Origin of the sequence: Brevibacillus brevis (assembly GCF_031583145.1) — a bacterium.
Lineage (GTDB): Bacteria > Bacillota > Bacilli > Brevibacillales > Brevibacillaceae > Brevibacillus > Brevibacillus brevis_E.
Genome location: NZ_CP134050.1, coordinates 838,051 through 860,999, shown reverse-complemented (window position 1 = coordinate 860,999; position 22,949 = coordinate 838,051). Strand labels below are relative to the sequence as shown.

The 22,949-nt window shown below is 57.0% G+C and carries 22 protein-coding genes; 6 read left to right on the top strand and 16 right to left on the bottom strand.

Annotated elements, in window-relative coordinates:
• Positions 1-72: 72 nt before the first annotated feature.
• The gene (locus RGB73_RS04485; RefSeq protein ID WP_310769524.1) at positions 73-501 is read right to left on the bottom strand and encodes a hypothetical protein; all 429 of its coding nucleotides are present in this window, start codon (positions 499-501) and stop codon (positions 73-75) included.
• Between the two features lie 280 nt (positions 502-781).
• On the opposite strand from RGB73_RS04485, the gene RGB73_RS04480 reads away from it, so the two are divergent.
• Entirely contained in the window at positions 782-1,612 is an 831-nt protein-coding gene (locus tag RGB73_RS04480; protein ID WP_310769522.1) for a glycerophosphodiester phosphodiesterase, read from the top strand.
• Between the two features lie 75 nt (positions 1,613-1,687).
• On the opposite strand, the gene mglC is transcribed toward RGB73_RS04480, so the two are convergent.
• The 10 genes from mglC to RGB73_RS04430 form a co-directional block, all read right to left on the bottom strand.
• Positions 1,688-2,707, bottom strand: a complete 1,020-nt coding sequence (gene mglC / locus RGB73_RS04475; RefSeq protein ID WP_310769520.1) for a galactose/methyl galactoside ABC transporter permease MglC — start codon at positions 2,705-2,707, stop codon at positions 1,688-1,690.
• Positions 2,708-2,726: 19 nt separating this feature from the next.
• Positions 2,727-4,244, bottom strand: coding sequence for a sugar ABC transporter ATP-binding protein (locus tag RGB73_RS04470; RefSeq protein WP_310769518.1), 1,518 nt, complete (start codon positions 4,242-4,244; stop codon positions 2,727-2,729).
• A 160-nt stretch (positions 4,245-4,404) separates the two neighbouring features.
• On the bottom strand, positions 4,405-5,499 hold the full coding sequence (locus RGB73_RS04465) for a galactose ABC transporter substrate-binding protein (protein WP_310769516.1): 1,095 nt from the start codon (positions 5,497-5,499) through the stop codon (positions 4,405-4,407).
• Positions 5,500-5,620: 121 nt separating this feature from the next.
• A complete protein-coding gene (locus RGB73_RS04460; RefSeq protein WP_310769514.1) occupies positions 5,621-6,598 on the bottom strand; it encodes a substrate-binding domain-containing protein in 978 nt (325 codons plus the stop codon).
• 4 nt (positions 6,599-6,602) lie between these two features.
• Positions 6,603-8,372 (bottom strand): sensor histidine kinase, encoded by a 1,770-nt coding sequence (locus RGB73_RS04455; RefSeq protein WP_310769512.1) that lies wholly within the window; start codon positions 8,370-8,372, stop codon positions 6,603-6,605.
• A 3-nt stretch (positions 8,373-8,375) separates the two neighbouring features.
• Complete coding sequence (locus RGB73_RS04450) at positions 8,376-9,980, bottom strand: response regulator transcription factor (protein ID WP_310769510.1); 1,605 nt, start codon at positions 9,978-9,980, stop codon at positions 8,376-8,378.
• A 51-nt stretch (positions 9,981-10,031) separates the two neighbouring features.
• A complete protein-coding gene (locus tag RGB73_RS04445; RefSeq protein WP_310769508.1) occupies positions 10,032-10,517 on the bottom strand; it encodes a tetratricopeptide repeat protein in 486 nt (161 codons plus the stop codon).
• A gap of 274 nt (positions 10,518-10,791) precedes the next feature.
• A complete protein-coding gene (pcrB, locus tag RGB73_RS04440) occupies positions 10,792-11,481 on the bottom strand; it encodes a heptaprenylglyceryl phosphate synthase (protein ID WP_310769506.1) in 690 nt (229 codons plus the stop codon).
• Between the two features lie 18 nt (positions 11,482-11,499).
• A complete protein-coding gene (locus RGB73_RS04435; RefSeq protein WP_005833464.1) occupies positions 11,500-11,790 on the bottom strand; it encodes a YerC/YecD family TrpR-related protein in 291 nt (96 codons plus the stop codon).
• 114 nt (positions 11,791-11,904) lie between these two features.
• A complete protein-coding gene (locus RGB73_RS04430; RefSeq protein ID WP_310769500.1) occupies positions 11,905-12,963 on the bottom strand; it encodes a DUF3048 domain-containing protein in 1,059 nt (352 codons plus the stop codon).
• A gap of 177 nt (positions 12,964-13,140) precedes the next feature.
• On the opposite strand from RGB73_RS04430, the gene RGB73_RS04425 reads away from it, so the two are divergent.
• A complete protein-coding gene (locus tag RGB73_RS04425; RefSeq protein ID WP_310769498.1) occupies positions 13,141-13,842 on the top strand; it encodes a response regulator transcription factor in 702 nt (233 codons plus the stop codon).
• Positions 13,839-15,239 carry an ATP-binding protein gene (locus tag RGB73_RS04420; RefSeq protein WP_310769496.1) on the top strand — a complete coding sequence of 467 codons (1,401 nt, stop codon included), beginning with the start codon at positions 13,839-13,841 and terminating at the stop codon, positions 15,237-15,239. Before RGB73_RS04425 ends, RGB73_RS04420 begins: the two co-directional genes overlap by 4 nt.
• Here RGB73_RS04420 and RGB73_RS04415 read toward each other — a convergent pair.
• On the bottom strand, positions 15,205-15,549 hold the full coding sequence (locus RGB73_RS04415; protein WP_310769494.1) for a hypothetical protein: 345 nt from the start codon (positions 15,547-15,549) through the stop codon (positions 15,205-15,207). The genes RGB73_RS04420 and RGB73_RS04415 overlap by 35 nt on opposite strands.
• Positions 15,550-15,651: 102 nt before the next feature.
• On the opposite strand from RGB73_RS04415, the gene RGB73_RS04410 reads away from it, so the two are divergent.
• Complete coding sequence (locus RGB73_RS04410; RefSeq protein WP_310769492.1) at positions 15,652-17,151, top strand: IMP dehydrogenase; 1,500 nt, start codon at positions 15,652-15,654, stop codon at positions 17,149-17,151.
• 84 nt (positions 17,152-17,235) lie between these two features.
• Here the strand turns inward: RGB73_RS04410 and RGB73_RS04405 are convergent, their stop codons facing one another.
• Complete coding sequence (locus RGB73_RS04405) at positions 17,236-18,210, bottom strand: aldo/keto reductase (RefSeq protein WP_310774128.1); 975 nt, start codon at positions 18,208-18,210, stop codon at positions 17,236-17,238.
• A 210-nt stretch (positions 18,211-18,420) separates the two neighbouring features.
• On the opposite strand from RGB73_RS04405, the gene RGB73_RS04400 reads away from it, so the two are divergent.
• Together RGB73_RS04400 and RGB73_RS04395 are read left to right on the top strand one after the other, a co-directional pair.
• Positions 18,421-18,885, top strand: a complete 465-nt coding sequence (locus RGB73_RS04400; protein WP_310769490.1) for a MerR family transcriptional regulator — start codon at positions 18,421-18,423, stop codon at positions 18,883-18,885.
• Between the two features lies 1 nt (position 18,886).
• A complete protein-coding gene (locus tag RGB73_RS04395; RefSeq protein WP_310769488.1) occupies positions 18,887-20,062 on the top strand; it encodes an MFS transporter in 1,176 nt (391 codons plus the stop codon).
• A 98-nt stretch (positions 20,063-20,160) separates the two neighbouring features.
• On the opposite strand, the gene RGB73_RS04390 is transcribed toward RGB73_RS04395, so the two are convergent.
• From RGB73_RS04390 to RGB73_RS04380, 3 genes are read right to left on the bottom strand one after another with little or no spacing between them, the layout of a single operon-like run.
• Complete coding sequence (locus RGB73_RS04390) at positions 20,161-21,297, bottom strand: M20 family metallopeptidase (RefSeq protein ID WP_310769486.1); 1,137 nt, start codon at positions 21,295-21,297, stop codon at positions 20,161-20,163.
• A 12-nt stretch (positions 21,298-21,309) separates the two neighbouring features.
• A complete protein-coding gene (locus tag RGB73_RS04385; RefSeq protein WP_310769485.1) occupies positions 21,310-22,110 on the bottom strand; it encodes an ABC transporter permease in 801 nt (266 codons plus the stop codon).
• Complete coding sequence (locus RGB73_RS04380) at positions 22,107-22,949, bottom strand: ABC transporter permease (RefSeq protein WP_310769483.1); 843 nt, start codon at positions 22,947-22,949, stop codon at positions 22,107-22,109. Before RGB73_RS04380 ends, RGB73_RS04385 begins: the two co-directional genes overlap by 4 nt.

The following is a 22,949-nucleotide window of genomic DNA, read 5'->3' as shown; positions in this document are numbered from 1 at the left end:
AGACGAAAGCATATGTTCCTATTTTCGCACAGATCGCAGTGGAGTTCCAGTTGGGATCAACAGGAGGAAAGATCATCCTCCCGCACCTTCCGTCAAAAGCGGCTCGTACATCATCCTCGCTTGATTTTGCGTCACCCATTCCTCGTACAGCCACTCCCCGTCCAGCGTGCAGACGTTGCGGTACAAATGGTTGGAGCGCTCGTACCCGCCCCAGATGGCCGGCTGGATGGCGTGTTCCTTTTCTACGATCTCATACGTTCGTGTCGGCGGCATGTCCGAACGCCATTCTCCTACCAGGTGCGACTCGGTTACGTACACATGCAGCTGAAAGGCTTTCAGTGGGCGGAGCAGAATCGTCCGGTGGCGAAAATGAACGTGCGGCAGCTTGCCCGACTGCCTTTCCCGAGCGTATTTCTTTCTGCCGAAGAGCCATTCCGTCCGCCTTTTCCAGCGGTAGTAGCAAACGCCAGCAGCCCATCTGCCGCGCGTGATCGGCTTCATCCCGTTCCCTCCATCCAAAAGAATTTCCTTTAGATGTTGGACGGAAGATTGCCCCATTTAGTTTCGGGGTCTTCTGCGTCTTTGGATCGGGTACCTCTTCCCTCCTTTTTCCTGGGAAATGCGGGTTCCCCAGTTCCTTGGAAACGTGTATCGAGGCGGGGATCAGGGTCTTCCGAACGAAAAACAACCGTATAAGCACATCTTTACATGGACTTTACCGAGGCTTTACATGCTTTTCTTATAGTCAAGGGGAAGTTCCAATCAAAGGAGGAATGTAGACATGAATCGAGTGAGGAAGACATTGCTTGCCGCCACTGTTTTGACGGGACTGCTTCAACCGCTGTCTGTTTCCGCTGCGCCGAGCGAAAAGGCTGATCGGGTGGACACCATCGCCCACCGGGGAGCGTCCGGCTATGCTCCGGAGAACACCATGGCTGCCTTCCGCAAAGCCGTCAAAATGAAAGCCGACTACATCGAGCTCGACGTGCAGGCAACCAAAGACGGCAAGCTCGTCGTCATCCATGACACCACGGTAGACCGTACCACGGACGGCACCGGAAAAGTGGGAAGCTTCACGTGGGACGAGCTTCGCCAACTGGATGCCGGCAGTTTCTTCGGACCCGAATTCGCCGGGGAACGCATCCCGTCCTTTGAAGAAGTCCTGGATGAATTCCGAGGAAAAACAGGCATTCTCATCGAGCTGAAATCGCCGGAGCTGTATCCGGGGATCGAGGAAAAAGTGGCCGACGCCCTGGCTGAGCGGAATTTGGACAAGCCTGCAAACGAAAAGATCATCGTGCAGTCCTTCAATTTTGACTCCATGAAGACCTTCCACAAGCTGCTGCCCAAGGTTCCGATCGGGGTACTGACCAGCAACAAGGAAGATCTGACGGACGAGAAGCTGGCCGAATTTGCTGTCTATTCGGATTACGTGAACCCGACGCAAAAGCTGGTGACAAAAGACCTCGTGGACCGCATCCACGACCTCGGCATGCAAATCTCGGTCTGGACCGTCCGCAAGCCCGAGGAAGTCGAGCCGCTGCTGAAAGCCGGGGTCGACGACATCATCACCGACTACCCTGATTACGTACCGCGCAACAAGCACAAATAGAGCGAGGACGAAGAATCCCCGACTGTCTCCAAGGATGAGGCACAGTCGGGGTTCTTCCTTGATTCTTGCATCGCTCTACTTTTTCGCCAAATATTTGCGGATGTCAAACGCGACGGCCGCCACGATGATCAGCCCTTTGATGATGAGCTGCCAGTACGGGTTTACCCCGATAAACGTCAGCCCGTAGTTGATGACGCCAAAGATGAGGACGCCGGCCAGCACGCCCGGCACCGTGCCGATTCCTCCCGAAGTGGACACCCCGCCGACGACGCACGCCGCAATGGCATCCAGCTCGTACATGTTGCCGTAGTTGTTCGTCGCGCCGCCCGTCCGCGCAGACTCCAGCACGCCGCCCAGTCCGTACAAGGCTCCAGCGATGGCGTAGATGATCATCAGGTTCCAGGCCACATTGATGCCGGACACCGTCGCCGCCTGGATATTTCCCCCGATGGCGTACATGTTTTTGCCGAGCCTCGTCTTGTTGAAGATCACCCAGACGAGCAGCGCCACCACAATGGCGATGATCACGATGTACGGCACGGAATAAGGGCCGCTCGGGCCGATAAAACCGGTGCCCAGATGGCTGAAGTCCTTTCGCAGCCCTCCGATCGGCTGCGACTGGTTCGGTTCCATGTCGAAGTAGATCGAGTTGACGCCGTATACGATGACCATCGTGCCAAGCGTGGCGATAAACGGCGGGACGCTAAAGCGGGACACGATGATGCCATTGATCAGTCCAACGACGAGGCCTGCCGCGATGGCGATCAGGATCGGCACCAGCAGCGGCAGGTCCGGCAAATCGGGGAAAAATCGTCGCGGGTAGTCCTGATCCTGCAGCAGGGATGCCGATATGACGGCAGTCAAGCCGACGACACGCCCCGCCGAGAGGTCCGTCCCTCCCGTGATCAGGACGAACGCCGCTCCCAAGGCGATGATCGCCCGCGTCGACGACTGGAGCAGAATATCCCGCAAGGTCGTGATTGACAGAAAATGAGGCTCATAGATCGCGATGCCAACGATGAGCACGACCAGGACGATGTAGATGGCGTTTTGCGTCACGAAGCCTTGTATTTGCTTTTGAGCAGTGCTGCTCATGTGAGTCCTCCTTTCCCGGTCAAACCAAATGTTTGGTTGCCAGCCTCATGATCTCTTCTTCTGTCGCGTCGGCACCGGCGATGACGCCCGAGAGCCGCCCTTCGCACATGACCATGATCCGGTCCGACATCCCGAGCAGCTCGGGCATCTCCGAGGAGATCATGACGATGCTTTTCCCTTGCCGCGCGAGGTCCGCGATGATGGAGTATATTTCGTACTTGGCCCCGACATCTACGCCGCGGGTAGGTTCGTCCAGCAAAAGAATATCCGGCTCCGTCAGCAGCCATCTCGCCAGCAGGACCTTCTGCTGGTTGCCGCCCGACAGGTTTTTGATCAGGGTCTTCATCGACGGCGTCTTCACCCGGAGCATGTCGATGCTCTGACTGACATCCTCCCGGCGCCTCCGCTCATGAAGCAGCAGGTAGCGCGTCTGGTATTTGGCCAGGTTGGCGACTACGGTATTCTCCAGGACGGGCAGGACCGGAATGATTCCCGTCACCCGGCGCTCTTCCGTGAGCAAAGCCATCTTGTGCTTTTTCGCTTCCTTCGGGGAGCGGATTCGCACTTCCTTTCCGTGCAGCACGATCCTTCCCGACGCGATTTGCCGCAAGCCGAACAGCGCTTCGATCAGCTCCGTACGCTGTGCTCCCACCAGACCGCCCACACCGAGAATCTCCCCCCGGCGCAGCTCGAACGACACATCCTGAAACGAATGGGCGAAAGCGGAGGTCAGCCCCTCGACCTTGAGCACGACATCTCCGGGCGTACTGCTCTTCTGCGGAAAGCGTTGAGTCAGGTCACGGCCCACCATCCGGGATATGATCAGGTCCGTCGTCAGCTCCGCGGCGGGCCAGGTGCCGATCAGCCTGCCGTCGCGCATGATCGTCACGTCGTCGGAAATGCGCAAAATCTCCTCCATTTTGTGGGAAATGTAAATAATCGATACTCCCCTGCTCTTCAGCTCGCGGATGATGGAAAACAGCTGCTCCACTTCGTTTCCGGTGAGCGAGGAAGTCGGTTCATCCATGACGATGACTTTGGATTGGTACGAGACGGCTTTGGCGATCTCCAGCGACTGCACCTTGGATACGGACAAATTGCGCACGATCTCGTACGGATTCATCTCCATTCCGAGATCCGCGAACAGCTTCTCCGTATCCCGCACCATTTTGTTCTCGTCCACGAACGGAAAGGGCCCGATCTTCCTGACGGGAAAGCGCCCCAGCCAGATGTTCTCCATCACGCTGCGAAAAGGAACCGGGTGCAGCTCCTGGTGAATCATCGAGATCCCGTGCATGAGCGCGTCCTTCGAGCTGGCGAACGCCACCCTCTCTCCGCTCAGTACGATTTCGCCCGAATCCGGCTTGTAGATGCCAAACAGGCATTTCATCAAGGTGGACTTGCCGGCGCCGTTTTCTCCCATCAGAGCGTGCACGGTACCTGGCCGCACTCGCAGCGTGACGTCGTCCAGCGCCTTCACACCCGGAAACTCTTTGGAAATGTGCTTCATTTCAAGCACGTAATCGCTTTGACTCATGTCCATGCCTCCTCGCCTGTGAATGTGGATCTCGCGGAGGATCGCAGCCGCCCCCAAAGGCAGGAAAAGGGCAAGAGAGACAGATCGATACATCCATCCACCGACTCTCTCGCCCGTTTCGTTTCCCCCAAGCGATCAGTCCAGTCGCCGGCAGGAAGCCCTATTTTGCGTCGTTCATGTTTTCCTTCGTGATTTTTTTGTACGGCACCCATACGTATTTGCCATCCGTAATGTCATAGCCGGTCGTTTCCTTGTTGGGCGTCTCCCCTTTGGCCAGGGCTGCCGCGATGTTGAGCGTCGCCTTGCCCTGGTTGTTCGCGTCGTTGAGCACCGTGCCGAGCAGCGTGCCCGCTTCCAGTTCCTTGAGCGCCGGCGCCGTCGCGTCTACCCCTACGACGGGCATGTATTTTCCGTTGGTGAAGTAGCCCGCAGCTTTCAGGGCTTCGATTGCGCCCAGGGCCATGTCGTCGTTGTTTGCCAGCACCGCTTCGATCTTGTCACCGGAGGCTGCCAGGAACGCCGCCATTTTTTCCTGGCCTTTCACGCGGTCCCACATCGCCGTATCTTCCGCGACCTTTTCCACCTTGATCCCCGCGTCTTCGATCGCCTTGACGGAGTACTTGGTGCGCAACTCGGCGTCCTGGTGCCCCGGCTCGCCCTTGAGCATCACATATTGCAGTACGCCGTCCTTGTTTTTGTCCGCTTCCGGATGGGCCTTCCAGTAGTCCACGAGGAGCTGCCCGGAGATCGTTCCGGATTCTTCGGCTTTCGCACCCACGTAGTACACCTTATCCCACTTCTGCATATCCTCCGGCATCGGCTCGCGGTTGAAGAAGACGACCGGGATGTTCGCTTGCTTGGCTTTGTCGATGATGACACCGGCCGCCGTACGGTCCACCGGGTTGATGGCGAGCGCGTTTACCTTTTTGTTGATGAACAGATCGACTTTGTCATTTTGGGTCGGCTGGGCGTTTTGGCTGTCGACGATGTCCACCTCTGCCTTGCCTTCCGCCGCTTTGGAAATCGCATTGCGCACACCCGTCATGAACGTATCGTCAAACTTGTAAATGGCCACGCCGATTTTGGGTTGGCCTTCGGCTGCTGGAGCCGGTGCGGGCGCAGAAGGAGCGGGTGCAGATGAGCTGCCGCCCCCTCCCCCCGAGGCTGCAGGCTGCGAGGTGCCCGAAGATTGGGAACATCCGACGACGGTGAGCGTTACCGCCGCGACCAGCGTACTGGCAATCAGCTTTCTCATGAAAACTTCCCCCTTTATCCCCTATGTGTTCATCTGATATATAGTAAATGTAAGCGTTTTCCAATCAGCAGACCATCGAAAATCCTCCGCTTTTTCATGAAAATTCTCATCAGTTTGCCGGCTATTTGACAAAGGGGAACAGCAGCTTCTGGTTTTCGGACCAAAACATGTTCTCGCGGTCGATGACCTTCGTCCCCGTGTCGACCCGGCTCGGCACACCCGCTCCCCGGCTGGCATCCAGCGCGTATTTGACGCCGAGATACCCCATCGAAAACGGCTTCTGGATGACCGTTGCCGATATGACTCCTTCCTGCAAATATTCCAGCACCTCCAGCGGGCTGTCGATCGCGACAATCTTTACCTTTTCCTGCAAGCCGAGCTTTTCGATCTCCTCCGCCACGCTGATCGAGGTGCCAGCGTCCAGGGCGATGATTCCCCTGATGTCCGGCTCGCTTTGAATCAGCTCGCGGATGAGCTCGCCCACCAGCTTCTTGTCCGGCTGGGCGTACCGGCTCGCCACCAGCTCCACCTGCCTGTTCTGGGCGATCACATCGCGCACTCCCTGTTCCCGGCGCGTCGCCCCTTCCTTGCCTCTGCCCGTGCCGACGAGAGCGATACGGCCACTCTTGCCGATCAGCTGAATCATCTTCTCGCACGCCTTCTTGCCCATATCGTAATTGTCCGTGCCGATGTAGCCGGCTACCTCCGCCCGCTCTCCCTCCGCATCAAGCGCGATGATCGGCACGCCCCCTTTGGTCTGGGAGATCGCCTCCTGCAGCACGCTGTCGTCGCTCGGGGCGACGACCAGCGCGTCATACCCGTCCCGTGCAGCCTGGTTTACCAGCTCCATCTGGCTCTGGGAGTCCTCTTCATAGTCGGGAGCGTAAAAGTTGAGGTTGAGATCGTATTCCTTGGCAGCCATTTCCGCCCCCAGCTTCACGGTGCGCCAGTAGTCCCCGTGCTTCATCCGCACGATCAGCGCCACCGTCTTTTTCTTGTCCGGCGCCGAATCGACCGTCCGGGAGTACCAGGAGACAGAGGCGGCAATGGCTGCCGCCAGCAGCAGTACGTATACTCCATAGCGCTTGATTGCCCCCATCCGCTCACCCCTCTTGCCCTTCGTCGTCTCGCCGGCAGGGAATCCATACGTTGACCACTGTCCCTACCTCCAGTTCGCTCTCGATTTCCAGCCCGTACTCGTCTCCAAAGGACAGCCGGATGCGCTCATGCACGTTGCGGATGCCTACTCCCGATCCGCCCTCGCTCTTGTACGTGCCTGCCAGCACCCGCTCCCGCACATCGGGGGACATGCCCAGCCCGTTGTCCCGCACCTGAAGCAGCACCTTCCCGTCGCACAAGGAGGCCGACACGTGAATCTCTCCGGGATCCGCCATGTGCTCGATGCCGTGGTAGATGGCATTTTCCACGATCGGCTGTAGCAGCAGCTTCGGCGTCCTGCAGGACAGCACTTCCTCCTGCGCCTCGATCCAGTACGCGAATTTCTGCTTGTAGCGCATTTTTTGAATGATCAGGTAATGGCGGACGTGCTCCAGCTCTTCCTGCACCGTGATGACGCTCTTGCCCCGGCTGAGGCTGATGCGAAACAGCTTGGACAAGGACGTGATCGTCGTGATGACGTCTTCGTTTTTCCCGATGCCGACCATCCGCACTACGGAATTCAGCGTATTGTACAAAAAATGCGGGTGAATCTGCGCCTGCAGCACTTCCAGCTCGCTTTTCCGCTTGGCCTCCTGCTCCCGGATGATCTGGCTCATCAGCTCCCTGACTTTGGCCACCATCAAATGAAAGCGCAGGGACAGCTGCTCCACTTCATGGCTGCCGCGAATCGGTTCGTTGACCGTAAAATCGCCTTGCTCCACACGCTCCATCGATCGCTCGAGCATTTTGATCGGACGCGAAATTTTCGCCGAGATGTACGAGAGAACAAACAGGACGATGATGCTCACCACAATCAACAGCCAAATGAGGAAGCGGCTGATCTCGCTTTTCGTCGTGGCGATGTCGTCCATGTAAGAGACGCCGATGATCTTCCAGCCTAGCTGATCGACGGTCTTGATCGTGATAAGGCGCTTCTCTTTGCCGCTATCGTCGACGTAGCTGCCGTACGAATACTTCAGCGGCAAGGAGCGGTTTTCGTTTTTCAGGCCGACGTAAATCAACTGCTGCTGCGGATGGTAGACGATATTCCCGACCAGGTCGATGATGTACACGTACCCTTTTTTCCCCAAGCCGACTCGCTGGCAGAGGTCGTCGATCTCCTTGAAGTTTACATCGACGAGCAGTACCGCTTGGACATCGCCGCTTGGTCCCTTGACCGTGATCCCTCGGCTCATGGAGACGACCCAGGTGTACTCTCCCTTGAACAGGTTTTGGATGTGCGGCAAAGAAAACGATAGGTTGTTCGGATCATCGATCGCCGATTGAAACCAGCTCTGATCCGTGAGCTTGCTGTTTTTGCGCATCGCCCTGGCCGGAGTGCCCATCAAGAGCTCTCCCTTCCTGCTGAACACCGCGATCGAGACGATGTCCTTCCGCGTCTCCACGATGGCTTCCAGCTGTTCGTTCAGCTTTTCCGAGGAAATGGACTGGCTTCGCCTGATCTTGTCGTCGACCAGCTCGAAGATTTGCGTGGTCCCGTTCAGGTAGCTGTCGAGGTTGTACTTGACCTGTTCGAGAATTTGCTGTGTATTGAGGTAGGCGTTTTGCTCCGCTGTCTCGGTGAATTTGCTGTACAGCATGACGCCGACAAACAGCACGACCAGCACGGTGACGAGGGTAAAAGACGTCGTAATGATGAACTGGATGCTCTTGGCCTTGACCGAATCCACTACGCCAACGAGGAGCTTTCTCATCGGTCACTCCTCTTTGCCGCTGCTGCTTCGGTACTCTTTAGCTGACTGGCCGACGTGTTTTCGAAAGCAAAAGCTGAAGTAGTTCGCATCGGAGTAGCCCACCCGCTCCGCGATCTCAAACGTTTTCAGGTCCGTGGTTCGCAGCAGCTCTTTGGCTTTTTCCATGCGGAGCTGCAGCAGGTAGGTCACGAACGTCGTCTTGGTCTCTCTTTTGAAAATGCTGCTGAAATAGCCTGGACTGATGTGCAGCTCTGCGCACACCTTGTGGATCGAAATGTCAGGGGATTGGTAGTTCTTGAGGGTATAAGCGATCGCCTGGTCGACAAGCCGCTTGTATGTATGGGTCCGGCCGTTCGCGATGCCGCCCATGATTTTCTCGCAAAGGTCAATGATCCGGTCTCGGGCCTCCTGCACGCTGTTGAACGAGGTGATTTCCGCAAGCAGCCGCGCCTGGCCGCCAAACAGCTGGTCCATGTCGAGATCGGCGCGCTGGGCGGTTTTCAAAATCGTGGTCATGATCTCCAGCAGGTAGATACGATAGTCTTGAATGGAGACGTTGCCATCCGTCACCTCGGCGAACAGCTCCTCCACCGCCTGATGCAGCTCGGGCAAGGTCCCCATTTTGATGCAGCGGACCAGCTCGTGTTCTTTTCGCTCGTCGAAACGGACGCTGTCCCGCGGCTGCTTTTCCACGTCGCAGATGAAAATGAGCCGATTGTTTCCCAGGATGCTCTTGTAGTCTACCGCCACTGCCGCCTCCTCGTACGAGTACGGCAGCTCCGTCAACTCGCGGACCACCGTGCCGACACCTACCGTCACCGTGACACCCAGGTACTTTTCAACGGAGCGCCTGATCTCCTCCCCGACCGACTGAAACAGCCGCTCCAGGCGATCCTCCCTGTCCTGTTCCTTTCGCAGCAGAAGCACGACCTGATCGTTGTGCAAAAAGACGAGGCCGGGGCACTCTCCGAGCGTCAGCTGTTCTTCCGCGATGTTTTTGACGGCGAACAGCAGGATGTGCTGCTCTTCCTTGTTCTTCTGATCGAGGCAGACAAGCGCCACCAGATATTCGCTTCCAATCAGCTGCACACCGTACTCGGTCGCTTTCGCCAGGATGTCCTCCTTCGCCAGTCCGCGATTCAGCAGGGATGACAAAAAAACTTCCCTCAGGACAGGCAAGCTTTTTCGATAGCTCTCCCGCAAAAGCTGGTTGTTCTCCCGATGGGCCGCTTCCTCGTCCATCCGAGCCTTCACCTTGCCGAGCGCGTCGATCAGCTCGACGGCGGAAAACGGTTTGAGCACGTATTCGTCAATGTGGAGCTTGACCGCTTTTTGCGCGTATTCAAACTCGTCGAAGCCCGTGAGAATGATGATACGGGTCGCCGGAAACTGCCGCCGTACAGCCTCTGCGAGCTGCAGCCCATCCATGAACGGCATGCGGATGTCGGTGACGACCACATCCGGCCGCAGACGCTCCACCAGATCCAGCGCCTCCTTGCCGTTCTCGGCTTTTGCCAGCACCTCAAAGCCGTGCGCGTGCCAGTCGATTTCCTGGCTGACCCCTTCTCTCACGTCTTCCTCGTCATCTACCAGAATCAATTTGTACATAGGCACCCCCCGCTGATGTACATGTACAACGGGGGCTGCGTGAACTCCTGCTTACCAGGTCTTGTCCAGATCGTCGGCGTAAAACAAAATCGCTTTCCGGTACGCGGAAATGGCGGGATCGCTCGTCGTCTCCGCGAGGTTTTGCATGAGCAGCCGCATCGCTTCGTGATGTCTGCCGAGGTTGTAGAAGGCCATGGAGAGGAACACGGGGAAGGCGCGGTCTTCAGGGAATTGCTGCATGCCTTTGGCGAGGGTCTCAGCCGCCTGCTCGTACTGCCCCAGCGTGCGGTACGTGCTTCCCAGTCCCAGCAAGGCTCCCGCCAAATCGTCCTCTGGCCGAAGCCCGAGCTGGATCGCCCTTTCGTAAAATGGAACGGCTTCCCTTTCCAGGCCGGCGGCATCGTGGCACCACGCGCACTGGTAGTGGACGACAGGGTCTGCGGGAGATTCACTTGCCAGCTGCAGCGCGAGTGCTCTCGCTTCCTCCAAATTCCCTGCCGTTCGCAGTCGTACGACTTCCTGCAGTTTTTCGTTCATGTTTCATCCGCTCCTCTTTTCCCCTTGTCAAAGAAACTTAGAAAACCTGGCTACGCCATGCCTTTTGGCGGAGCCGCGGTACCCAAAGGGCACAAGTCTCGCTATCTCACTGTGTTCGAAGTCTCGCTATGTTGCCCTTATACTGGATAGGAATTTTATTAATTCCTATCTGTACAAAAAAAGCCGAGCGCCACAGGTACTTCCTGTTCGACTCGGCTTTCATTCATGATGCTTTGTTTTTCTGGACCCATCCGTCCAGCCAGCAGCCTTTTCTTTACAGCGCCTTCACGGCTTTCACCGTAGCCAGTGCCGCCTGCAGATCGTCGTAAATCACATTGCCCACCACGACCGTATCGGCAATGGCCGCCATCTCGGCTGCCTGCTCGGGAGTACGGATGCCTCCCCCGTAAAAAAGGTGCGCTTCATCCGCGCCTGCCCGGCAAGCCCGAACGATTTGCGGGTCGCCGTACGCTCCGCTGTATTCCACGTAAACAAGCGGGAGGCGGCAGATTTTGGTGGCGACCTGTGCGTACGCCTTGGCTTCGGCCGCATCCTCGACGGGGCGGGCCCGTGTCAGCTGGGCGACTCCTGCATCGGGATTGGCAATCAGATAGCCTTCCGTGATGATGTCATCCCAATGTATGTAGGAGCCGTACGCTGTAAGGCCCGAGACGTGAGGAGCAAAGATCCAGTCCGGGTCCCCCGCATTGAGGACAAGCGGGATGAAGTACGCATCAAATCCCGGCACGACCGCGTCAAGCGAGGAAATTTCCAGTACCGCAGGGGTCGCATAGCGACGAATGCGGGACATCAGCTCCAGCGTATTGTCAAAGGTGACCCCGTACGTGCCTCCCACAATAACGGCATCGGTCCCCGACTCGCAGATCGCCTCGAGGGCCTCGTCGCTGATGGATTTGTCCGGGTCTAGTTTAAACGTATGGCGCCAGCCACGATAGTCAATCAACGATGCCTGCCTCCTACTCTATTTGCCGATCCGTTCCAGCGCCATTTGATACCCGTCGTTGCCGTAGTTCAGGCAGCGCTTCACGCGGGAAATGGTAGCCGTGCTGGCTCCCGTCTCGGCTTCGATCTGGTTGTAGGTGAAGCCCTTTCGCAGCATGCGCGCCACTTCCAGTCGCTGAGCGAGCGACTGCATCTCGTTCACCGTGCACAGATCATCAAAAAATTGATAGCATTCTTCCATGGTTTCCAAGGACAGAATCGCTTCAAACAACTGCTCGATTCCCTTGCCTTTCAGCTTTTCCAGTTGCATATCCTTCACCCCGTTATCGGATCCGTTTCCGGTTTCTCACTGTACAATTTTTAAGCGTTAAAGCCTTCATGAAATATCTTAGAAGAAACCGTCATGGACTGCAACCTTTTCTTCCTACTGGAACTTCAAGGATTGCGCGAGGCCGGGTGTGCTTGGCAAAATCTCGATCCACGTATTTCCAGGCAGCAGCGGCAGCTCCTGAGTGAGCGCTGCATCCGCGTAGGCCCGGATGACGCCTCCCGAGCGCTTCCACTTGATCTTCCGCGCCTTGCCTTGCTGGAACAGGTAGCCGTCGCCCGGACCGACCACATCTACCTGACGCCGGCCTTCCTTGTCCAGGACGCGATGCTTGGCAGCGATGACGAGCAAGTTCGAGGTCGAAAGCTGCTTGTTGTCCGACAGGTCGACGTGCGGCTTTCCTTCCGTGAAGCGCATGTACTTTTTCTCTTTTTCATCGTACTCGAAGCCGGCTTTGTTCAAAGAATGGAAGGTGAGATCCACCTTGGTAGCAGGCTCCCCTTCCTTGATGACTGCGTCTTCGGGCAAAAACGTAAAATGCGGCACTTCCGATGTCGTCCGCATGTTTTTATCGTGCATGGCCTGCTCCAGCAGCTCCGGCTTGGTGTACAGGTTGTGCGGAGCTTTGCGGAAGCTCTCCCGCCAGAAGTAGCGGCCATTCGGTATTTCGTCGAGGTGGCTGTAATCGGAGCGGGCGAGCGTCTCGAGCGCTTCCTGGCTCCCCCCTGCGTGTACCAGTACGGCGTCGAATCCGATTCCGATCTGGATAAAATAGGGGCGAATGCTTCGGACGGGTCCGATGATTTCGGGCTTCTGGCTCTGGAAAATCGCGAGGAAGCGCGTCATTTCGCCTTCTGCCAGCACCTCGTAGACCATATCGGCCTTGCTGATCCCGGATTGCGGACGAGCCGGCGGGGCGTTGTTGATCATCACCATGACGGGGCGTTTGCTGTCCAGATTTTCCTGGCTGCCCAGACCCGTCAAAGGCGCCTTGTAAGGATACTGGGGCGGCTGATCGACTGGCGGGGTCTGTACGGTCGGAGCGGGCGGCTGCTCGGGAGCCGGCTTGGGCTGCGTATCGACAGGTTGTCCGCTGCAAGCGGTAAGCAGCAGCAAGCTGAGCATGACGAGTGACGATTGAATGCGACGTTGCATGAGATCGCTCCTTTCCATTTTTCTGGATAGTCTTCTACCTTTTTCGTGAGGCTTCCGGCGAATCCTGCTTCCACATGTTTTCCACGATTCTCTTACGGCCCTGCCACACGCGGCCATTTTTCCTGTGCTACAATAGATGAAACGACTAAAGACCGAAGAAAAGCGAGGGCGAAACACATGAACACCCCTTACCTCGTCTATCTGGTGGACGATGAAACCAACCTGTTAGAACTCCTGCAGTCGTACCTGGAAAGCGCCGGGCTGCAGGTAAAAGCATTTTCCAGCGGGAACGACGTGCTTCCGCTTCTCGATGAGGAGCACCAGCCGCATCTGTGGATCCTGGATATCATGATGCCGGACATCGACGGCTACGAGCTCCTGCGGCTCATCCGCGAAAAGTCGAATGTGCCGATCATCTTCATCTCGGCCCGCGACCAGGACGTCGATAAAATCATCGGACTCGAGCTGGGCAGCGACGACTACCTGGCGAAGCCGTTTCTCCCCCGCGAGCTGGTCATCCGCGCCAAAAAGCTGCTGCAGCGGACCTACGAGAAGCAAGGCGCCGTACCTGCGCAGTCGCAGACCTTTCAAGACTGGGTAAATGTGGGTCCTTATATGATCTCAGAAAAAGGCCGCCAAGTAAAAGAAGGGGACGATCTGATCGAGCTGACGACCAAGGAGTTCGAGCTGATCGTGTATCTCCTGCACAACCAGGGGCTGGCGCTCAACCGCGAGCAAATTCTCACCTCGATCTGGGGCGAAGACTACATTGGCTCGGACCGGGCCGTCGATGACCTGGTGAAGCGTATCCGTAAAAAAATGCCCAAGTTTCCATTGGAGACGGTCTACGGATTCGGCTACCGGATGATGCGTGTATGAGCAAATTCCGGTTGAAAAACTTGCCGCTCTCCCGGCAAATTCTCATCTTGTTCATGATTTTGACCGGGGTCCTCGGCGTCGGACTGGGGGTGGGCTATCCCCTTGCCGTCAAGCAGTACCTCGTCTCCAATACGTACGCGCTGCTCGAGGATGAATTTTACACGCTGTCCGAGCACATTTCGTTCAACGAGCACAACGAGCTGCTCCCCGTTCCCGCCGCGGCTCCCTACTTTTTGCAACTGCTATTATCCCGCTATGAATATTCGTTTGACATGATCGTGTATGCGGAAAACGGGAAAGAGCTGGGCAGCCGGAGCACGGAGCGCATCCCGCCTTCCGACAGTCGGGAACTGTTCGCCCGCGCCGCCGCCCATCCGAACGACCAGCTTCAACACGGCACGCTGAATCGCGGTAACGAGAGCTACCTGTTCGTCAGCAAGCGGATGGATTACCACGGCTTTCCTTATTACATGGTGCTGTTTTCCAAGGAGAAGGAGCTCAACCAGATCAACTCCATCCTGACCCGGCAATTTTTGCTGGTGTTCAGTCTCCTGCTTCTGGTCAGCTGGCTGCTTGCCATCTGGTTCAGCGGCTACCTGAGCAAGCCGCTGCGCAGCCTGGACGAGCTGTGCCAAAAAATCGCCCGCCGGCAGTTCGATATCCCGCTCACCATGGATCGCGGAGACGAAATCGGCCAGCTCGCCCGCTCGTTCGACACGATGAAAAACCAGCTGAAGGAGTACGACGAATCGCAGCGCCATTTCGTCCTGAACATTTCCCACGAGCTCAAGACGCCGATCATGGCCATCCAGGGCTATACCCAAGGGCTGCTGGAGGGCGTGTTCCAGGGGCCGCAGGCGGAAAAGGGACTCACGATCATCATGGAAGAGAGCAAGCGGCTGGAGAAGGTCGTCGGACAGCTCCTGTACCTGACCAAAATCGAGTCCGTGTCCCAGATGATGCAGATGGGGCGAGTGGACCTGGCGGAAATGATGCACCTTTTGAAGCAGCGCCTCTCGGTGTTGAACCCGAATGTCGAGTGGGAGCTGAATTTGCCTCCCGAGATGATCGTGGAGGCGGACGGCGAGCAGCTGAGCACCGCCTTCGTCAACATCATGGAAAACCAGCTGCGCTACGCCAAGAGCCGCCTGACCATTACCGGCAGACTGGTCGGCCAGAACGCTGTCATCAGCATCGCCAACGACGGCCCGCAGATCGAGGAAGCGCTGCTGCCCCATCTGTTCCAGCGCTTCCGCAAAGGCAAGTCCGGCAAGCACGGGCTGGGACTGGCGATCGCCCGGGCGGTTTTCGAGGCGCACAAAGGCACCATCGTGGCCCGCAACGACCCGGATGGCCCCTGCTTTACCATGACCATTCCCGTCGATCCCAAAGCGTAAGCTCCCATGGCAAAAGCCCCTTTCCACGCGAAGGAAACGTGGGGAGAGGGGCTTTTTCGCTACCACCGAAACGTGAAGAAGGAATAGCGCTCGACCGTGGAAAAGCAGAGCCTTTCGGAAAGGTGAACACATGAAACGGCATTCCCCGCAAGTAGGAGCCGGCCGCCTTCCACCCCAGCTCTCCCGAATCCGCGAGCGTCAGGCTGCGGTCCGCCTTCAGACGCAAGCTGCCGTAAAGCCTATACGCTTGTTCCAATTCCACCTGTTTCAGCAATTGCAATTGTTCGACACGATCCAGCATTTTCACCAAGAATCCATACCACCTTTCGATTCCCTATTGACGGTAGTGCGTTTTCACGGTTACCATGATTAAAATTTCTCTTATAAAAAGATTTCTTAGGAGGAGAGAGTAGTGGCTTTTTATTACACAGAACCATCACGGACGTTCAACGAGTATTTGCTGCTTCCGAACCTGACCACAAAGGAATGCACGCCTCAAAACGTCGACCTTAGCACCCCTATCACCAAATTTAAAAAAGGTGAAAAACCTGCCATTTCCTTGAACATACCGTTCTCATCTGCAGTCATGCAAGCAGTATCCGACCATCATATGGCGGTTGCTTTGGCTCAATGTGGCGGTATTTCCTTTATTTTCGGATCCCAATCGATCGAAAGCCAGGCGACCATGGTACGCAAAGCGAAAGCGTACAAAGCCGGCTTCGTCGTCAGCAAGTCCAACCTGACCCCCAGCCATACCCTCAAAGATATTTTGGAACTGAAGGAACAAACCGGCCATTCCACAGTGGCGATCACGGAAGATGGTTCTGCGAAAGGCAAACTGCTCGGCATCGTCACAGGGCGTGACTACCGGATCAGCCGCGACTCCTTGGACAAGCCGGTCAGCGAAATCATGACGCCTTTCTCCTCCCTGATCTACGGCAAGTCCGGCATCACTCTCTCCGAAGCGAACGACCTGATCTGGGAGCACAAGCTGAACTGCTTGCCGATCGTGGATGACAGACAGCACCTGGACTTCCTCGTCTTCCGCAAGGACTACGACGCTCGCAAAAACAATCCGCTGTCGCTCCTGGACGCAAACAAGAGCTACATCGTCGGAGCCGGCATCAATACACGGGACTACAAGGAACGGGTACCTGCACTGGTGGAAGCAGGAGTAGACATTCTCGTGATCGACTCCTCCGACGGCTTCAGCGAATGGCAGAGCGAAACGGTCCAATACGTAAAAGAAAACTTCAAGGTTCCGATTGGCGCGGGCAACGTCGTCGACAAGGAAGGCTTCCGCTACCTGGTGGAAGCAGGGGCCGACTTTATCAAGGTAGGGATCGGCGGCGGCTCCATCTGCATCACACGCGAGCAAAAAGGAATCGGCCGCGGCCAGGCTTCCGCTGTAATCGAAGTCGCGGCAGCGCGTGACGAATATTTCAAAGAGACCGGCATTTACGTCCCGATCTGCTCCGACGGCGGTATCGTCCACGACTACCACGTGACGCTGGCACTTGCGATGGGCGCCGACTTCGTCATGCTGGGCCGCTACTTCGCCCGGTTCGACGAGAGCCCGACCAAAAAAGTGAAGATCGGGAACAACTTCGTAAAAGAGTATTGGGGTGAAGGCTCCAACCGCGCCCGCAACTGGCAGCGCTACGATTCAGGCGGCAAGCAAGGCCTGGTGTTCGAAGAAGGCGTAGACTCCTACGTACCGTACGCCGGAAGCCTGCGCGAAAACATGGACCGCACCCTGCACAAAATCAAGTCGACCATGTGCAACTGCGGCTCGCTCTCCATTGCCGAACTGCAGCAAAAAGCGCGCATCACCCTCATCTCCGCGACCAGCCTGGTCGAAGGCGGCGCGCACGACGTCATCTTGAAAGAAAGCACGATGGCAGCGGAATAAAAGAAAAGGCGGCCCACGGACCTGCAATTGTGTCCGGGGCCGTTTTTTGTGCGATTTTGGCCTTACCCCTTCGTTGTCCTGCACTTACGGCAGACGGTACTCCGCAAATGGCTCCCCGTAACGGTACGAATCGCTGAGCTGATCCAAAGCGGCCAGCGTCTCCTCGTCCAGTCTGACCGAAGCGCTCTGCACGTTGTCCAGCAGCTGTTCTACGCGAGTCGCGCCCACGATCACAGTCGAAACCACAGGCTGGTGCATCAGCCAGGCGAGGGAAAGAACGCTTGACGAATACCCCAGTCCCTTGGCCATCTCGCTTACACGCTGGCCAAAAGCGACCTTGTCTTCCTTCAAAAAGCGGGTAAAGCGCGGTTCGATATCGGCGCGTGACCCTTTCGGCACCTCATCCACAGCGGCGTACTTTCCGGTCAAAATCCCGCCGGCCAGCGGAAAATACGGAATGATCCCCACGCCCATGTCCAGGCAAGCCGGCACCAGCTCCCTCTCCGGCGTCCGGTCGGCAAGCGAGTAGCTGACCTGGGTGGAAACGAAGCGGTTGAGACCTTCCCGCTCGCTGATGCCGAGCGCTTTTGCCAATTCCCACGCCGCATAGTTGGATGCCCCGATATAGCGGACCTTGCCGGATCTCACCATGTCGTCGAGCGCCCGCAGCGTCTCTTCCAACGGCGTCTCAGGATCGAACGTATGGATCTGGTACAAGTCCACATAGTCCGTCCGCAGCCGTCTCAGGCTGCCCTCCAGCTCGCTGACCAGGTGATACCGCGATGAGCCCCGCCGGTTGGGGCCTTCGCCGCGCACCAGGCCAGCCTTGGTCGCCAGCACGACTTCATGCCGCCTTCCTTCCAGCGCCGCCCCGATGATGCGCTCCGATTCGGTATTGGTGTAAATATTGGCCGTATCGATAAACGTAATCCCGCTCTCGATCGCTTGATGAATGATTCTGGCGGAAGCAGTCTCGTCCGCCCGTCCTCCGAATGAATTGGTGCCCAAACCCAGAGCCGAGACCTTGAGGCCGCTGTTGCCCAAACGGCGATAGTGCATCGCTTCTCCCTCTTTTCGGATGATCTTCCATGCTTCTCTACCATTATCTCTCAAGGAAGGCAGAATGTCTCCTTTGCTGTGAAAACGCTTTTTAGGAAAACCTATACGGAAGCGAAAAAATTTCACATTGCAAAACAATAACGTTTACGTTAATGTTATTGTTGTACCGAAACGATACGGGAGGAACGCGAAAGGATGGGAGGGGATCTGTTGTACAAAATCGATGAGGTCGCGCAAAAAACGAAGCTGACCAAACGAGCGCTCCGCTATTATGAAGAGCTGGGACTGGTCTCCCCATCCGGGAGAACCGATGGCGGTTACCGCATGTACACCGAAGAAGACGTCGAACGGATTTTACACGTCAAGGACATGCGCGATCTGCTTGGAGCCAGTCTGGGCGAAATCAAGGAGATGGTGGAGCTCGGCCGCCTTTACGAGCAGCAGCGGGAGTTCTACAACGAGAACTACAAGAACCGCGATCTGGACGGACCCGAGCTGCTCAAGCGAATCGAAATGCTGCAGAAGCTCGAGGATACCCTCAGACCCCAGCGCAACCTGCTACGAAGCAAGATCGAGCGAATGCAGGATCTGCTGCAAAGCTTTGATGAAAAGCTGGAGATCATTGTCAGCAAGCGAAACGAGCTGACGTCCAAATACAAGGGAGGAACCAACTAACATGTCTTCGGAAGCACACTCACTTCGTACGATACTGAAACAGACCAAGTCTGCTTACGCCGTCGCCTTTGCCTGTGTCGTCGCGTTCATGGGGATCGGTCTGGTTGACCCGATCCTGCCGGCCATCGCCAGCAAGCTGAACGCCACGCCAAGCCAGGTGTCGCTGCTGTTTACGAGCTACATGCTCATGACCGGGATTACCATGCTCGTCACCGGCTGGCTTTCCAGCCGGATCGGTCCAAAACCAACCATGCTGTTCGGCTTGCTTGCCATCATCGTCTTTGCCTTCTTGGGCGGCATGGCCAATTCCGTTACCGGGATTGTCTGGTTCCGCGCGGGTTGGGGATTCGGGAATGCCTTTTTCATTTCCACCGCACTCGCCGTCATCGTCAGCGTAGCGAGCGGAGGCACCGCGGCGGCCATTGTTCTGTATGAAGCTGCCATCGGCCTCGGCATGTCCGTCGGTCCGCTGCTCGGTGGACTTCTTGGCGGAATCAGCTGGCGCGGTCCCTTCTTCGGCGTATCCGTCCTGATGGCAATCGCGTTCCTGGCCGTCTTCGTCCTGCTCAAAGATATACCCAAACCGAAAAAACGCACGTCGATCCTCGATCCGTTCCGCGCGCTTGGCCATCCCGGACTGTTTACGATGGCCGTCACAGCGCTTTTGTACAACTTCGGCTTCTTTACCTTGCTGGCGTATTCGCCATTCGTGCTGCACATGGATGAGCACAGCCTGGGCCTTGTCTTCTTCTGCTGGGGCGTGCTGCTCGCCATCACGTCCGTCATCGTCGCACCGAAGCTGCAAGAGAAATTCGGTTCGGTGTCGACCCTGTTCGCCATCCTTTTTCTGCTCGCTATCGTCCTCGCGTACATGGGCTTTGGCGTAGGCTCGCAGACCGGACTGGTCATCGCGATCGTGATCGCCGGCGGTCTCTTGGGGATCATCAATACCGTCCTGACAACCTGCTCGATGGATGTGGCTCCCGTCGAAAGAGCGATTGCGTCTTCTGCATACAGCTTCGTGAGGTTCGTCGGCGGTGCGATCGCTCCGTGGCTGGCCGGCAAACTGTCCGAGTGGTATTCCTCCAGCATTCCGTTTTACGCGGGGGCTCTCGCCGTCCTGATCAGCATGCTCGCTCTGCTCATCGGACGCCGGCACCTGTCCAATCTCGACTGATCGTTTTTTCGTGATTCTGATTCATCGCAATAGCAAAGGCACCTGCCGGATGGGGACTTGTCCTCCCATCCATGCAGGTGCCTTTTGTTGCTTTCTCTCTATACTTCTTCCATCAGTCGCGCCAGCAGTGCGGCGCGGACCGGTATTTCACCCAGTTCGATATATTCGTCCGGCGAGTGGGCAAACGCGCCCTTGGAGCCCAGTCCGTCCAGCGTCGGGACACCGCAGGCGGCTGCGAAGTTCCCGTCGCTTACCCCTCCTGTCCCCGATTCCTCAAGCGCGAAGCCCAGCTCGTGGAAACTGATCGTCTTCGCCAGCTCAAACAATGCGCCAGTCTCTTCTGTCCGCTCCATCGGAGGACGCCGTATCCCTCCCGTCACGTGTACGCTCGTTCCCGCCAAAAACGGCTGCAGCCCGCGGATCACCTGTTCGATCCGCCCCGCTTCCCCCATGGAAACGACGCGCACGTCGATTTGCGCCTCCGCAAAATCCGCGACCACATTCGAGCCGATTCCGCCCTGGACCAGACCGACATTGACGGTCGTTCCCAGCTCGTAATCTGTGAGCGCGTGCAAATACTGAATCTGTCTGGCCATCTCTTCGATCGCCGAGATTCCTTTTTGGTGATCGACGCCGGCATGAGCCGAGACGCCATGGACCTGCAAGGTAAAATGAGCGCTCCCTTTTCGCCATGTCTTGAGGGCGCCAATGGGCTCCGTCGGAGGCTCCAGAACAAAGCACGCCACCGAGCGGGAAGCCTCCTCTTCCACCAGCGCGCGCGATGTCGGGCTGCCGATTTCCTCATCGCTGCTGAGGAGCAGGACGATTTTTTTATCCTTTGGCAGCCGATCCTGCTGCACCAGGGCTCGCATCGCATATATCGCTTGCAGCACCCCTGCCTTCATATCGTAGACGCCGGGGCCGTAAGCTTTCCCTTCCCGGATGGCAAAGGGCCTTTTGCCGGCTTCTCCCTTCAGCCATACGGTATCGTAGTGCCCGATCACCAGCACCTGCCGATCTCCGCTTCCGAGCGTGCATTTCACCTGATCGCCGTAGGTCGGATTGGGAATCAGCTCAGCGGCCCCTCCCGTCAATCGCTGAAACTGGACGGCAAACCACCCAGCCATCCGGTCCGCCAGAACCTTGTCCCGCGATGGGGAATCCATGTTGACTGCCTCTTCCAGCAGTTTCAAAAAGCTGTTCATGTTGTCTTGTAAATACGTGTGAATGGACATATTGCCTCTTCCTTAGTGGGATTGGGAGTTGAGCCCGAACAGGCGCTCCAGCCCGTACACTTTTTCCAGCAGGACGATAAACACCAGGCTGAGCAGGATGACGACGGACGAGATGGAAGCGACCAGCGGGTCCAGCGTTTCCTGCATGTAGGTGAAGATCGCGAGCGGCAGTGTGGTTGTGTCCGGCGCCACTAAAAAGAGCGAAACCGTCACGTTGTCAAACGACGTCAAAAACGAAAAGATCATCCCGGATACGATCGCCGGTCGCAGCAGGGGCAATGTGATGTCCCAAAACACGCGAAACGGATGCGCCCCCAGCATATACCCCGCCTTTTCCAGCGTGTAGTCAAACGAGCTGAGTCCGGTCAAGACCAGCCGCACCACGTACGGTATGGAAATCAAAATATGGGCGAGCAAAAGCCCGGTAAACGTCCCGGCGATGCCGATCCGCGTAAAGAACAACAGGGCCGAAATCCCGATGATCAAGGACGGGACCGTGAGTGGAGACAGCATCAAAGCATTGATGGCGCCGCTCCCTTTAAATTTGTACTTGGACAGGGCAAACGCCGCGAGCGTGCCCAAAAACGTCGCCAGCACAGCCGTGATCGCCGCCAGCTTGAGGCTCGTCCAGAACGAGTCGATAAACTCCGGCCTGTCCAAAATCATCGTATACCACTGCCAGGAAAAGCCTTCCGGCGGGAAAGCCAGATAGCCGGCAGCCGTAAACGAACTGGGGATGATCACCAAAAACGGCAGATTGACCAGAAGCAGCACCAAAAAGGTAATGAGTCCCGTGATATTCAGCTTTTTCATGACGCAAACACCTCTTTGTACCTCTTCGTTTCCACCAGCTTGGTATACAGCGTGACCAGCACGATCGTACTGGCGAGCAGCAGGAAGGAGAGCGCGGCACCCAGCGGCCAGTTCAACGTCGACATGATTTGCTCGTAGGCAATGACAGGCATCACTTTGACGGAGGTGCCGCCCATCAAGGCCGGCGTCACAAAGGCGCTCATCGACAGACTGAACACCAGCGTCGTGCCCGCGACGATCCCCGGCAGACTCAGCGGCAGCGTCACGCTAAAGAATGTGCGCACCCGCGATGCGCCGAGAATGGCTGCCGCCTTGTTCAGCGACGGATCGATGGCGTACATGCTCGTCGCCAGTGCCAGCACCATGTAGGCGATGAACGAGTCGGTCAAGCCGATCACCACACCCAGCTCGTTGTACAACAGGCGCAGCGGCTGCTCGATGATGCCGAGCGCAAGAAGCATCTCGTTGATCCAGCCCTTTTCCCCCAGCACGACCACCCAGCCGAAGTTGCGGATGACCACGCTGATCAGATGGGGTGCCAGGATGAGCATAGTCACGATGCCGCGCATTTTGCCCGTCGCTTGCGCCATGTACATCGCGACCGGATAGCCCAGCACCAGTGTGGCGAGCACCGTCCACAGGCTGACGCGGATCGTCCGCCACAAAATTTGCAGATAAAACGGATCTTGCACGAACAGCGAGTAATTCTCCAGCGAAAAAGCCTGATTTTCATCCTGGAAGCTGAGCAGCAGCATCAGCAGCATCGGGATGAGAAAGACACCCAGCAGAACAATCATGGCAGGCGCCGTCAGCAGTGTAATCGAGAGACGTTTGCTCAT

What these genes read in the sequence shown, in the direction of transcription:
- RGB73_RS04405 (WP_310774128.1), bottom strand. Translation starts at nt 18,210, where the DNA reads ATGCACTATCGCCGTTTGGGCAACAGCGGCCTCAAGGTCTCGGCTCTG.
- mglC (WP_310769520.1), bottom strand. Translation starts at nt 2,707, where the DNA reads ATGAGCAGCACTGCTCAAAAGCAAATACAAGGCTTCGTGACGCAAAAC.
- RGB73_RS04380 (WP_310769483.1), bottom strand. Translation starts at nt 22,949, where the DNA reads ATGAGCAAACGTCTCTCGATTACACTGCTGACGGCGCCTGCCATGATT.
- RGB73_RS04480 (WP_310769522.1), top strand. Translation starts at nt 782, where the DNA reads ATGAATCGAGTGAGGAAGACATTGCTTGCCGCCACTGTTTTGACGGGA.
- RGB73_RS04390 (WP_310769486.1), bottom strand. Translation starts at nt 21,297, where the DNA reads ATGTCCATTCACACGTATTTACAAGACAACATGAACAGCTTTTTGAAA.
- RGB73_RS04430 (WP_310769500.1), bottom strand. Translation starts at nt 12,963, where the DNA reads ATGCAACGTCGCATTCAATCGTCACTCGTCATGCTCAGCTTGCTGCTG.
- RGB73_RS04395 (WP_310769488.1), top strand. Translation starts at nt 18,887, where the DNA reads ATGTCTTCGGAAGCACACTCACTTCGTACGATACTGAAACAGACCAAG.
- RGB73_RS04460 (WP_310769514.1), bottom strand. Translation starts at nt 6,598, where the DNA reads ATGGGGGCAATCAAGCGCTATGGAGTATACGTACTGCTGCTGGCGGCA.
- RGB73_RS04465 (WP_310769516.1), bottom strand. Translation starts at nt 5,499, where the DNA reads ATGAGAAAGCTGATTGCCAGTACGCTGGTCGCGGCGGTAACGCTCACC.
- RGB73_RS04455 (WP_310769512.1), bottom strand. Translation starts at nt 8,372, where the DNA reads ATGAGAAAGCTCCTCGTTGGCGTAGTGGATTCGGTCAAGGCCAAGAGC.
- RGB73_RS04420 (WP_310769496.1), top strand. Translation starts at nt 13,839, where the DNA reads ATGAGCAAATTCCGGTTGAAAAACTTGCCGCTCTCCCGGCAAATTCTC.
- RGB73_RS04425 (WP_310769498.1), top strand. Translation starts at nt 13,141, where the DNA reads ATGAACACCCCTTACCTCGTCTATCTGGTGGACGATGAAACCAACCTG.
- RGB73_RS04470 (WP_310769518.1), bottom strand. Translation starts at nt 4,244, where the DNA reads ATGAGTCAAAGCGATTACGTGCTTGAAATGAAGCACATTTCCAAAGAG.
- RGB73_RS04435 (WP_005833464.1), bottom strand. Translation starts at nt 11,790, where the DNA reads ATGCAACTGGAAAAGCTGAAAGGCAAGGGAATCGAGCAGTTGTTTGAA.
- RGB73_RS04485 (WP_310769524.1), bottom strand. Translation starts at nt 501, where the DNA reads ATGAAGCCGATCACGCGCGGCAGATGGGCTGCTGGCGTTTGCTACTAC.
- RGB73_RS04445 (WP_310769508.1), bottom strand. Translation starts at nt 10,517, where the DNA reads ATGAACGAAAAACTGCAGGAAGTCGTACGACTGCGAACGGCAGGGAAT.
- RGB73_RS04450 (WP_310769510.1), bottom strand. Translation starts at nt 9,980, where the DNA reads ATGTACAAATTGATTCTGGTAGATGACGAGGAAGACGTGAGAGAAGGG.
- RGB73_RS04385 (WP_310769485.1), bottom strand. Translation starts at nt 22,110, where the DNA reads ATGAAAAAGCTGAATATCACGGGACTCATTACCTTTTTGGTGCTGCTT.